This window comes from Azospirillum melinis (genome assembly GCF_013340935.1).
Classification (GTDB): domain Bacteria; phylum Pseudomonadota; class Alphaproteobacteria; order Azospirillales; family Azospirillaceae; genus Azospirillum; species Azospirillum melinis.
On the sequence record NZ_WHOS01000106.1, the window covers coordinates 1 to 11,663 of the forward strand.

11 protein-coding genes and 1 tRNA gene are annotated in these 11,663 nt (G+C 69.2%); 3 read left to right on the plus strand and 9 right to left on the minus strand.

Going from position 1 to position 11,663, the window contains the following annotated elements:
- Nucleotides 1–78 precede the first annotated feature (78 nt).
- On the plus strand, nt 79–1,008 hold the full coding sequence (locus GBZ48_RS34780) for an arginase family protein (protein WP_174475198.1): 930 nt from the start codon (nt 79–81) through the stop codon (nt 1,006–1,008).
- A 62-nt stretch (nt 1,009–1,070) separates the two neighbouring features.
- Here the strand turns inward: GBZ48_RS34780 and GBZ48_RS34785 are convergent, their stop codons facing one another.
- From GBZ48_RS34785 to GBZ48_RS34795, 3 genes are all read right to left on the minus strand, one after another.
- Nucleotides 1,071–2,786 carry a pyruvate, phosphate dikinase gene (locus GBZ48_RS34785; RefSeq protein ID WP_246307675.1) on the minus strand — a complete coding sequence of 572 codons (1,716 nt, stop codon included), beginning with the start codon at nt 2,784–2,786 and terminating at the stop codon, nt 1,071–1,073.
- On the minus strand, nt 2,783–3,382 hold the full coding sequence (locus tag GBZ48_RS34790) for an NAD(P)-binding domain-containing protein (protein WP_174475199.1): 600 nt from the start codon (nt 3,380–3,382) through the stop codon (nt 2,783–2,785). Before GBZ48_RS34790 ends, GBZ48_RS34785 begins: the two co-directional genes overlap by 4 nt.
- Nucleotides 3,383–3,536: 154 nt before the next feature.
- Entirely contained in the window at nt 3,537–4,343 is an 807-nt protein-coding gene (locus GBZ48_RS34795) for an NUDIX hydrolase (protein ID WP_174475200.1), read from the minus strand.
- Nucleotides 4,344–4,543: 200 nt separating this feature from the next.
- Between GBZ48_RS34795 and pyk the strand changes: the two genes are divergently transcribed.
- Nucleotides 4,544–6,016, plus strand: coding sequence for a pyruvate kinase (gene pyk / locus GBZ48_RS34800; RefSeq protein ID WP_174475201.1), 1,473 nt, complete (start codon nt 4,544–4,546; stop codon nt 6,014–6,016).
- A 43-nt stretch (nt 6,017–6,059) separates the two neighbouring features.
- Here the strand turns inward: pyk and GBZ48_RS34805 are convergent, their stop codons facing one another.
- On the minus strand, nt 6,060–6,749 hold the full coding sequence (locus GBZ48_RS34805) for a GntR family transcriptional regulator (protein ID WP_174475202.1): 690 nt from the start codon (nt 6,747–6,749) through the stop codon (nt 6,060–6,062).
- A 154-nt stretch (nt 6,750–6,903) separates the two neighbouring features.
- On the minus strand, nt 6,904–7,554 hold the full coding sequence (locus GBZ48_RS34810) for a thiamine phosphate synthase (protein ID WP_174475203.1): 651 nt from the start codon (nt 7,552–7,554) through the stop codon (nt 6,904–6,906).
- A gap of 366 nt (nt 7,555–7,920) precedes the next feature.
- On the opposite strand from GBZ48_RS34810, the gene oxlT reads away from it, so the two are divergent.
- Nucleotides 7,921–9,228, plus strand: a complete 1,308-nt coding sequence (oxlT, locus tag GBZ48_RS34815) for an oxalate/formate MFS antiporter (RefSeq protein ID WP_174475204.1) — start codon at nt 7,921–7,923, stop codon at nt 9,226–9,228.
- Between the two features lie 73 nt (nt 9,229–9,301).
- Here the strand turns inward: oxlT and GBZ48_RS34820 are convergent, their stop codons facing one another.
- The 4 genes from GBZ48_RS34820 to GBZ48_RS34835 all read right to left on the minus strand — a co-directional run bounded on the left by GBZ48_RS34820 (nt 9,302) and on the right by GBZ48_RS34835 (nt 11,447).
- On the minus strand, nt 9,302–9,712 hold the full coding sequence (locus GBZ48_RS34820) for a flagellar basal body-associated FliL family protein (RefSeq protein ID WP_174475205.1): 411 nt from the start codon (nt 9,710–9,712) through the stop codon (nt 9,302–9,304).
- 188 nt (nt 9,713–9,900) lie between these two features.
- Nucleotides 9,901–10,809 (minus strand): pantoate--beta-alanine ligase, encoded by a 909-nt coding sequence (gene panC / locus GBZ48_RS34825; RefSeq protein ID WP_174475206.1) that lies wholly within the window; start codon nt 10,807–10,809, stop codon nt 9,901–9,903.
- 183 nt (nt 10,810–10,992) lie between these two features.
- Nucleotides 10,993–11,157, minus strand: coding sequence for a sugar tyrosine-protein kinase (locus tag GBZ48_RS34830; protein WP_098737443.1), 165 nt, complete (start codon nt 11,155–11,157; stop codon nt 10,993–10,995).
- Nucleotides 11,158–11,372: 215 nt separating this feature from the next.
- Nucleotides 11,373–11,447 (minus strand) — tRNA-Val (locus tag GBZ48_RS34835).
- Nucleotides 11,448–11,663: the final 216 nt, after the last annotated feature.

Sequence of the window (11,663 nt, forward strand, 5' to 3'; positions counted from 1 at the left end):
ACCCGGGCCGCCCCACCCAACTGCGGCGCCGCCGGCACATCCAGTCCGGCGGCCCCTTTGCCATGGGAGTGACCCTCCGTGACAACCCTGATCTTCACCCATCACGACTGCTTCGCGCACGACACCGGCCCCGGCCACCCGGAGGCGCCGGAACGGCTGGCGGTGGTGTGGCAGGTGCTCGATCGGCCGGAGTTCCGCGACCTGGAGCGCCGGTCCGCGCCCGAAGCGGATGTGGAACAGCTGTCGCGCGTCCATGAGCGCTCTTACGTCGATGCGGTCCTGGCCGCGGTCCCGACCGACGGTTACCAGCGGCTGGATGGCGACACGCTGCTGTCGCCGGGATCGCGCGGTGCGATCCTGCGCGCCGCCGGGTCGGTCTGCGCCGCGGTCGATGCCGTGCTGGCCGGCGAGGCGACCAACGCCTTCTGCGCGGTGCGCCCCTGCGGCCACCATGCCGAACCCGCCCGCGCCATGGGATTCTGCGTCTTCAACAACATCGCCGTCGGGGCGGAGCATGCCCGCAGGATCCATGGGCTGACCCGTGTCGCGGTGGTCGATTTCGACGTGCATCACGGCAACGGCACGCAGGCGATGTTCGCCGACGACCCCAACCTGTTCTTCGCCTCGACCCACCAGTCGCCGCTCTATCCCGGAACCGGCAATTCATGGGAGCGCGGCGTCGACGGCAACATCCTGAATCTGCCGCTGGAGCCCTACAGCGGCTCCGTCGAGTTCCGCCAGGCGGTGGAGCGCGTCATCCTGCCGGCGCTGGAGGCGTTCCAGCCGGAACTGCTGCTGATCTCCGCCGGTTTCGACGCCCACAAGCGCGATCCGCTGGCGCAGCTCGGCCTGACGGCGGAGGATTTCGAATGGGTGACGCGCAAGCTGGTCGAGCTTGCCGACCGCGTCTGCGGCGGCCGGGTGGTGTCGGCGCTGGAGGGCGGCTATGACGCCACCGGTCTGGCGGAAGGCTGCGCCGCCCATCTGACGGCGCTGATGCGGGCCTGACGGGCGCTGTCCAGGGAGAAGGCGTTCGCAACCCGACGCCTTCCCTCTCGATCCCCTCCCTCTCAATCCGTCGCCAGCCCCACCCCGCACTCGCGCGCCCAGTCCAACAGCCGGGCGGTCGCGCCGTCCGGCGCCGGCCGCTGCAACGGGGCCGCCCCCAGCACCACGGCGCCGTTGCTGCCGTCGATGGTCAGCAGGTCGCCGGTGCGGACGGTCACATCGCCGACCCGCATCGCCCCGTCCTCGACATCGATGCGGAGCATGCGGGCGCCGCAGACGCAGGGCCGGCCCATGCCGCGGGCCACCGTGGCGGCGTGGCTGGTGAAGCCGCCGCGGGCGGTGACGATTCCGATGGCGGCCTGCATGCCGTGGATGTCCTCCGGCGAGGTTTCCGGCCGGCACAGGATCACCGGCGCCCCACCGCGCGCCAGCCGCACCGCGTCGTCGGTGGTGAAGGCGGCCCGGCCGGTGGCCGCTCCGGGCGACGCCGGCAGGCCGGTGGCGATGGCCGCCGCCAGCGCATCGGCCGTCAGGGTCGGGCGCAGCAACTCGTCCAGCGCCTGCGGATCGACGCGGCGCACCGCCTCGTCGCGGGTGACGATCCCCTCCTCCGCCAGATCGACGGCGATGCGGACCGCCGCTTCGGACGACCGCTTGCCGCTGCGCGATTGCAGGATGAACAGGCGCCCGCCTTCCACCGTGAACTCGATATCCTGCATGTCGGCGAAGGCCCGCTCAAGCCGGTCCGCCACCCTGCACAGCTCGGCATAGGCCGCCGGCAGGCGGCACTCCATGGAGCGGTCGGGATTCGCCTGGCTGGCGCTCAGCGGGTCGGGGTCGCAGGTGCCGGACACCACATCCTCGCCCTGGGCATCGGCGAGGAACTCGCCGCACAGGCCGGGGGCGCCGGTCGAGGGGTCGCGGGTGAACAGCACGCCGGTGCCCGAATCTGGCCCGCGGTTGCCGAACACCATCGCCTGGACCGTCACCGCCGTTCCCAGATCCTCCGGAACGTCGTGCAGGGCGCGGAACGCCACCGCCCGCGGGTTCATCCAGGAGCGGAACACCGCCGCCACCGCCAGACGCAGCTGCTCGGCGGGATCCTGGGGGAAGGGCCGGCCGCAGCGGGTTTCCACCAGCCGCAGGAAGGACGGAAGCAGGCTGCGCCAGTCCTCCGCCGTCAGGTCGCCGTCGCGCTGGAGCGCCCGCTCCTCCTTGTGCTCGTCCAGCAGCGCCTCGAACCGGTGCCCGGGCACGCCCATCACCACGCAGCCGAAGGACTGGACCAGCCGGCGATAACAGTCATAGGCGAAGCGCGCGTCGCCCGACGTCGCCGCCAGCCCCTCGACGCTGCGGTCGTTGAGGCCGAGATTGAGGATGCTGTCCATCATGCCGGGCATCGACACCGCGGCACCGGAGCGGACCGACAGCAGCAGCGGACGCCCGGCATCGCCGAAACGCCCCCCGGCCTGCCGTTCCAGCGCCAGGACGGCGCCGTCGATCCGCTCGATCAGGCCGGCCGGCAGCGCATCCTGCGCCCCCAGCCCGCGCCCGGCCTCCGCGGCGATGACGAAGCCCGGCGGCACCGGAATGCCCAGCGCCGCCATCTCCACCAGACGCGCCCCCTTGTTGCCCAGCCGCCCGGCATCGGCCCGGCCATCACCCAGCCCAGCGCCCAGCCCGGCCCCGAAGGGAACGATCACGTCCGGCACGGCCGCCAGGAGGAGAGCGGCCGGATGGCGGAGCTGGGCGATGTCGGGAGCGGTCAGGCTGTTCATGATGCACTCAACATGGGTTCGGCCGGCCCGTCGAAGGCCATCAGACGCAGCAGCCGGTGCAGTCCATCCGGGTCGTCGTTCTTCCTGTCCGCAGTTCGGGCAAGATGCGCCCGCTGCCCGTCACCGGCTCCGCCTGCACGGACAACGCCATCGCTCAACAGCCGCAGCAGCGGTTCGGCCCGCGCGCAGGCCGCATCGCTGCCGCCCAGATCGATGGCAAAACCGGGAGTGAAGCCTGGAGTAAAACCGGGAGCGAGCGGCGCATCGGCCGTCAGGACACCCATGCCGGACAGCCGCGCGGCGTTGGCCGAAGCCTCGGACGGCGGGATGCGGGACAGGTCGATCACCAGCGTGTCCGGCGGCAGGGCGCCGGCAAAGCCGTCATTGGCGAAGCGGGCGTCGCCGAACAGGGCGGCCTCGACCGCGCGGGCATCGGGCAACAGCATCATCACGACGTCGCACATCCCGGCCTGGTCACGGAACGCGCTGCGGTCATGGCGGCCATGGCGGTCGTGGTGCAGCCGGTGCCCGGCCTGCCGCAGCCTGTCCATGATCGCATCGGCCATCTCCCCGTTTCCGACGAACCCGACATCCATTGCGCGATCCTCCTGCTTCCGCCACCGCCGCCGTTTCCCTCAGCGGGATCCGGCGCCCTGCGTCAGTCTGGAGATTGATTGCGCATTCCGCGTCGCACAATAGCACCATCGCGCAATTTTCACATCGCGGAAACCCGTCCCGACTTACCTAATCTTACCCAAGCCTAACATGTTCGGCCGGGGTCTCCAGTGGCGAAAAGCCGCAGCCCTCCGGAATGCGCAGCACCGGACCGGACGGGGTTTCCACCAGCCGCGGCATGATCGGCGGCGGGATTCCCTGTCCGGGGCCCTGTCCGGGACAGGCAAGGGCCATCGCCGCCGTCCTGTCGGCACAGCCCGCCAGCCGCAGCAGGGTCATCCGGGTGGCGTAGACCAGCCGCCGCTGTCCGGCCCCGGCCTCCGCCAGAAGGCGGCGAGGGCTGGCCCACAGGGTGCCGACAGCCTCTCCGCCATCGCAGACCGGCTGCTGCCCCTCCGGTGCGGGAGCCAGATAGAACAGCGTGTCGAAGCGGCGCGGCAGCATCTCCGGCGTCACCCAGCGCGCCAGCGGCGCCAGCCGGTCGAGGGCGGGGACAGCGCCCGACCGCGCCAGCGCCGCGGCGAACCCCTCCCCCGCCGCCAGCGCTCGCCGCAGGTCGTCGAGGGTATCGGGCGCAAGGGGATCGCGGGACAGCAGAACGCCGCACTCCTCCGCGCACTCCCGCAAGGCGGCGACACGGTGCGCCAGATCGGCCGGCGGGTCGCCATCCGGCCGGAGACGGCGCCAGAGGCGGTGCCAATGCGGGTCATGGTCCATCGCCTCCATGCGCCCACCGGGAAAGACGGTGGCGCCGGGGGCGAAACGCAGGCCGGCATGGCGCTCCATCACCAGCAGCTCCAGCCCCTCAGGCCCATCCCGCAGCAGGATCAGCGTGGCGGCGGGATGGGCTGGAACGGGGCTTTGCGGCGCGGTCTCGGGCATGCCCCAGTGTCGCCGACGGGCCGGCCGGCTGTCCATGTGCCGTGGGTGGAACCACTCTCACGATGCGGAATAAGGATCGGGCGCCGTTTGACCGTCCGGCCTAGGACTTCCAGCATCGGGCCAACACCGAACCCCAACTCATCATCGTTCGCCAGTCCCGCCCCTTTTCGCAAAGGGCCGGGCGGAGGAAGGCTGTCGTCATGCCGTTTCACCGCAGCACAAAGATCGTCGCCACGCTGGGCCCCGCCAGCTCGTCGGAAAGCCAGATCACGGCGCTCGCCCGGGCGGGCGTGAATGTCTTCCGCTTGAACGCCAGCCACGGCACCCAGGCCGAACATGCGGAGCGCTTCGCCCGCATCCGTGCCGCCGAAAAGACCGTGGGCCGGCCGATCGGCGTCCTGCTCGACCTCCAGGGGCCGAAGCTGCGGGTCGGCACCTTCGGCTTCGGGCCGGTGGATCTCGCCATCGGCGACCGTTTCCGCCTGGATCTCGACCGCCGGCCGGGCGACAGCCGCCGCGTCTGCCTGCCCCATCCGGAGGTTTTCGCAAGCCTGGAGACCGGCCTCGACCTGCTGCTGAACGACGGCCGCATCCGTCTGCGCGTTCTGGACTGCGGTCCCGACTTCGCGGAAACCGAGGTGGTGGCTGGCGGCACCCTGTCCGACCGCAAGGGCGTCAATGTGCCGGGTGCGGCACTCGCCCTGAGTGCCCTGTCGGAGAAGGACCGCAGCGACCTCGCCTTCGGGCTCGACCTCGGGGTGGACTGGATCGGCCTCAGCTTCGTCCAGCGGCCGGAGGACATCCTGGAAGCGCGCGAGCTGATCGGCAACCGCGCGCATGTGATGACCAAGATCGAGAAGCCGGCAGCATTGCCGACGCTCGACCGCATCATCGAACTGTCCGACGCGGTGATGGTGGCGCGCGGCGACCTCGGCGTCGAACTGCCGCCGGAGGATGTGCCGGGCCTGCAGAAGAAGATGATCCGGCTCAGCCGCGCCATGGGCAAGCCGGTGATCGTCGCCACCCAGATGCTGGAATCCATGGTGTCGGAGCCGACCCCGACCCGCGCCGAGGCGTCCGACGTCGCCAACGCCGTCTATGACGGGGCCGATGCGGTGATGCTGAGTGCGGAGTCCGCTTCCGGCCGCTATCCGGTGGAAGCGGTGGCGATGATGGAACGCATCGTCCGCCGGGTGGAGGGCGACCCGCTCTACCGCCGCATCATGGATGCCGACCATCCCAGCCCGGAGGCGACGGCCCCCGACGCGCTGACCGCCGCCGCGCGGCAGGTGGCGGAAACCATCAGCGCCGCGGCCATCGTCACCTACACCACCACCGGCTCGACCACGCTGCGCGCCTCGCGCGAGCGGCCCAGCGTGCCGGTCCTCGGCCTCAGCGCCAACGAGGCGACGGCGCGGCGGCTGTCGCTGGCCTGGGGTGTCCATGCCGTGCTGACCGACGACGTGGCGAATTTCTCGGAGATGGTCGGCCGTGCGCTGACGGCGGCGGCGGAGACCGGCATCGGCAAGTCCGGCCAGTCGCTGGTGGTCACCGCCGGCGTTCCCTTCGGCACGCCGGGCAAGACCAATTCCCTGCGGGTGGTGACCATCGACGGCGACGATATGCCGAAGCTGGAGACGGCGCAGACGCAGAAGGAGGCGGTGACGGTCTGAGCCCGCTGCGGTCAGGGCGGCGGGAACCGCCCTGGCCCGTTCCTCATTCCAGAAAATCGCAGTGCTTCTCCACATGCGCGGCCAGACCCATGGTGTGCTCGCGCACCAGCCGTTCGGCGAGGTTGGCGTCGCGGTCCTCCAGGGCCTTGATGATGGCGCGGTGATCGTGGATGGATCGCTCGGCCCGGTCCTCCTGGCCGATGGTCAGCTTGCGGATCGCCCGCATGTGGATGAACAGGTTGTCGGTGACGTCCTGGATCAGCTTCGATCCGCTCAGCTGGATGATGCTCTTGTGGAAGGCGATGTTGGCGTCGGAATATTCGCTGACATGGTCCTTCGGGCTGCGCTGCTCGAAGCTGCCGAACAGGTCCCACAGCTTGTGGATCTCGGCGGCCGGGGCATGTTCGGCGGCCATGCGGGCGGCCATGCTTTCCAGCGCGGCCCAGACCTGGATCATCTCGACGATCTCGGTCTTGGTCTTGCGCACGACGAAGATGCCGCGGCGCGGTTGCAGCCGGATGAAGCCCTCCTGCTCCAGCAGGGTCAGCGCCTCGCGGATCGGGGTGCGGCTGACGCCGAGCTTGTCGCTGAGCTGCCGCTCGTCCAGCCTGATCTCGCGGTCATGGTCGTAGATGTCCATCTCCGTGATCGCCTGCTTCAGCGCGTGATAGACCTGACTGCGGAAGGTGGTTCCGGTGTCGAGGGGCTGGACGTTGAGAGCGGGAAAGGTCATGGAGTGGATGTCCTCATGTCTCGCCGGACGTTGCGGCGCAGCCGGGCGGGCCCCCGGTTCGGGACCTTCGGCGTTTTCGTATCCTACATACCAGATGCATGCAAGCCGTTGAGATGTCCAGGGGGACAGGCGTGAATTGCGCCCACGGCCGGCTTCAGCGCGGCAGATCGGCCCCCTCCGGCGCCAGTGCGGCCAGCAGAGGCGTCAGCGCCTGCGCGTCGCGCATCGCCAGCCCCATGACCGCAATGCCCGCGGCCCCGGCCGCCCGGCATCCGGCCACCGCATCCGCCCGGTCGAGACCGCCCAGCCCGATCACCGGCACGCCGCATCGCACCCCCAGTTCGACCCATCGCCGCAGGCCCACCTCGCCCAGGCAGGGGCCATAGCCCGGCTTGCTGGCGGAGGGGAAAACCGGCGAAACGGTCACATAGTCGGCCTGCCCGGCCGCCCGCGCCATCGCCGCCGCACCGTCCGAGTCGTGGAGAGACAGCCCGATCAGGGCGCCGGCCCCCAGCAGCGCACGCGCCGCCGCCGGATCGCCGAGGGCTGGCAGATGCACCCCGTCCGCACCGGCCGCGGCGGCCAGCGCCGGGTCGCCATGCAGGGTGATGCGGGCTCCCCACGGACGGGCGCACGCAATCAATGCGCGAGCCAGATCCAGCCTTTCCCCATCCGGCAAGTCCTTGTCCCGCAAGGACAGCCAGCGCACGCCGCAGGCGAACAGACGCTCCGCCACCTGCGGCAGCGGCCGGTCGGCCAGCCTGCGGTCGGTGATCGCCAGCAGCGGCGGTTCGGGCAATGACATGGCATCGCGTCCTTCTGTTCGGCCGGTCAGCATCGCAAGGCTTGCTGCTTTCGACCAGTCCCAAGGCGATTGTCTTTCCATCCTACGGAAATTCCGCGGATTCAAATCGACAATCCGCATGCCCGTTGTCCGTCCGGCAAATGGTTCGTATTGACATCATCCGTCAAACTGATGATCGTAGAGGCGGGCATGGGGCATTTGGCATGCCAGCAACCCCAAGTTGGTGGCACAGAGCTTCAGCCCGTCGCCTTTTTTCCGGACCGGACATGAAACCAACAACGCGGCCACACGGGAGCCCGAGGTCCGGCAATCCGAACGAAACATGTCGCCGAACAGAACATGTCGGGTGCAATGCGGAGGAAGGACATGGTGCGTGACACGCACGGCAATACGGCCCAGGTCGCACCCTGGGGCGGGCGCTGGATGCAGCTGGCCATCGGCATCGTCTGCATGTCGATGATCGCCAACCTGCAATATGGCTGGACCCTGTTCGTCGAGCCGATCGACGACAAGCATGGCTGGGGTCGCACGGCGATCCAGGTGGCCTTCACCATCTTCATCGTCACCGAAACCTGGCTGGTGCCGGTGGAGGGCTGGTTCGTCGACAAATTCGGTCCACGCATCGTCGTGCTGGTGGGCGGCGCGCTGTGCGCCCTGTCCTGGGCCTTGAACGCGGTAGCGGATTCGCTGACCCTGCTCTATCTCGCCGCGGTGATCGGCGGCATCGGCGCCGGCGGCGTCTATGGCACCTGCGTCGGCAATGCGCTGAAATGGTTCCCCGACCGCCGCGGTCTGGCCGCCGGCCTGACAGCCGCCGGCTTCGGCGCCGGCTCCGCCCTCACCGTCGTGCCGATCGCCACCATGATCGAGACCTCCGGTTTCGAGAACACCTTCATGACCTTCGGGCTGGGCCAGGGGATGGTCATCCTGGTGCTGGCCTGGTTCATGGCCGACCCGCCGAAGCACGGCTATGGGCAGGCGCGCAACGGCTCCGCCCCGCAGCGCCGCCAATACACCCCGCAGGAGATGCTGCGGACGCCGGTCTTCTGGATCATGTACGGCATGTTCACCATGGTCGCCGCCGGCGGCCTGATGGTGACGGCCCAGCTCGGCCCCATCGCCACCGACATGGGACTGATCGACGCCCCGGTCAGCATCCTGGGCCTGACCCTGCCGGCGCTGACCTTCGCGCTGTCCATCGACCGGGTGATGAACGGCATCACGCGGCCCTTCTTCGGCTGGGTGTCCGACCATATCGGCCGCGAGAACACCATGTTCATCGCCTTCACCATCGAGGCGGTGGGCGTGATGGCGCTCAGCGCATACGGCGCCGACCCGGTGGCTTTCGTCATCCTGACCGGTCTGGTGTTCTTCGCCTGGGGCGAGATCTTCAGCCTGTTCCCGGCCTGCTGCGGCGACACCTTCGGGTCGCGCTTCGCCGCCACCAACGCCGGGCTTCTCTACACCGCCAAGGGCGTCGCCGCCCTGCTGGTGCCCGTCGGCAACCTGATGGTCGAGGCGACCGGCAGCTGGCAGACCGTCTTCTACAGCGTCGCCATCGTCAACGCGCTGGCCGCCTTCCTCGCCCTGTTCGTCCTGAAGCCGCTGCGCGCCCGCTATGTCGCGGCCGCCGCCAGCGCCGCCCCTCGCCTGACCACACGGCTGGCCGACTGACAGTCAACGGAATGGCTGCACGAGCCGCCCGGTCCCGCGGAAACTCCGCCGGTCCGGGCGTTTTTTTGGGGTGTTACCTGACCACCATCCGGTCGAGCAGGATTTCCCTCACCCGCACGCCGCGCAGTTCGCGGTCGAGAACCCCGGCAATCGTGCTCTTCATCAGCATCGCCCCGTCGGCCCCGGTCAGCTGCTGCGGGTCGAGCTGGCGCATGCGGTCGGACAGCCGGTCGGTGATGCGGGGGACATAGGGATCGGCCACCTTGCCGTCGACCGACGGGTCGATCTCCAGCAGCACCTTGACGTCGACCATCCGGGCATCGCTGCCGCCCAGACTGAAGGTCATCAACGGCAGCGCCGCATATTTCTTGTCGGGTCCCAGCTGAGTCTGGGAGGCCGGGGCGCGGTTTCGGGTGGCGACCAAAGCGGCGGTGGCCCCCAGCGCCGCCAGCACCAGCAGGAGGCCGGTCAGAAGGATTGGCATCAGGGAAACCGTTTCCCCCTGCCGGTTGCGACGAACGAGCCGCAAAGTCGCCTTTCCGCCCCCATCGTGGGGGCCACGAAACCCATCGGGGACCTGCCCGTCCGAGAATGCTAGGCGCACAACAAATGTCGGTCAAATGCCGATCATGCCGGCAACTGCCAATGTTTAAGGCCCCAATCTTCGGCCGGTCAGCCGGCGGGGATCACCGGCACATTGTCGATCAGCCGGGCCTTGCCCATCCAGGCGGCGGCCAGCAGGCGGGCGGGCCGGGTGACGGCGCTCACCGGCTCCAGCGTTTCGGCATCGCGCAGCTCGACATAATCGATGGTGCCGAAGCCGGCCTCGGCAATGCGGCCGCGGATGCCGGTCAGCGCGCCATCGACCTCCGCCCCCCCCGCCAACGCGGCGGCGGCAGCGGTCAGCGCCCGGTTCAGTTCGGGAGCGCGGGCGCGCTCGTCGGCGCTGAGATAGGCGTTGCGCGAGGACATGGCGAGCCCGTCGGCCTCGCGCACCGTCGGCAGCCCTTCGACCCGGACGGGAATGTCGAGGTCGCGGGTGAAGCGGCGGATCACCATCAGCTGCTGGTAATCCTTTTCGCCGAACACCGCCACGTCGGGCAGGGCCTGGAGGAACAGCTTGGTCACCACCAGCGCCACGCCGCCGAACATCTGCGGCCGGAAGGTCCCGCACAGCCCCTCCGCCGGGCCGCCGACCGAAATGGCGGTGGCGAAGCCCTGCGGATACATGGCGCGCACGGTCGGCGCGTACAGCGCGTGGCAGCCGGCCGAGGCCAGCTTGGCGGCATCGCCGCCTTCATCGCGCGGGTAGCGGTCGAAATCCTCGTGCGGGGCGAACTGGGTCGGGTTGACGAAGACACTGGCGACCACCCGGTCAGCCAGCTCGCGACCGCGCCGGATGAGGCCCAGATGGCCGTCGTGCAGGGCGCCCATGGTCGGCACCAGTGCGACGGTCAGCCCCTCCCGGCGCCAGGCGGCGACCTGGGACCGCAGATCCTCGACCGTCCGCAGGATCGGCAGGGTGCCGGCGGACAGGGTGCCGGTCGGATTGGAAGACGACGGGGCGGCGGTCGGTGTCATGGCGTCGGTCCTTGGCACAGCGAAACGGGCGCTGGATACCCCGACGGACCGTTCCTGTCCAGAAAAGCTTTCCGCAGGACAGACTGTTGCCGAACCGTCATGGTTCGGCGCCCGCAGCGGAGAGGGCGGCCTTCCCTCTCCGCCGCGGTTTCGGATCAGCGCTTGCCTATCAGCGCTTGGCCATCAGCGCTTGAAAGTGATGCCGACCAGATAGGCCAGGTTCGCCCAGGCCAGCAGCGTCGCCAGCAGCGCGGTGAAGGACGGCACCAGGATCACCGAACCGATGATGACGGCCAGGACGGCGACCAGCAGGGCGAGAGACAGCAAAGCGATACGGGTATCGTCCATGTGAGTTGCTTTCCGAAGCGGGTGACAGGGATGGCGTCCTGTCTAGCCTATTGCAGCGCAAAAGGGGCTGATCTGCGTCAATCGACCGCGGGATCGCCCATTACATAAGGATTTTGCGATGTTGGCTGTTCCGGTTCGCGCCTGCGCGCGCAATTCCCGTCGGACGGGAGCGGAAAGCAAAAAAGGCTCCGGACAACCGTCCGGAGCCTTTTTAATGGTGGGCGCGACAGGGATTGAACCTGTGACCCTTCGCGTGTGAAGCGAATGCTCTCCCGCTGAGCTACGCGCCCGAACCTTGAAACTCTGTACCGAACTCTTTCGCGTCGCGACCGTCTTTCGTCGGCCCCGCCGCTGCGGTGGGCGGGTTTCTACGGCCTTCCCCACCGGGTGTCAAGCATCAGATTCATCCCCATCTTAAAAAAGATTGCCCACCCGAAACGATGCGACGACCGCAGGAGCTTTGGACCGTGCCCCAGCCCAGCCCCCGCCGACGAAGACCCGATAGG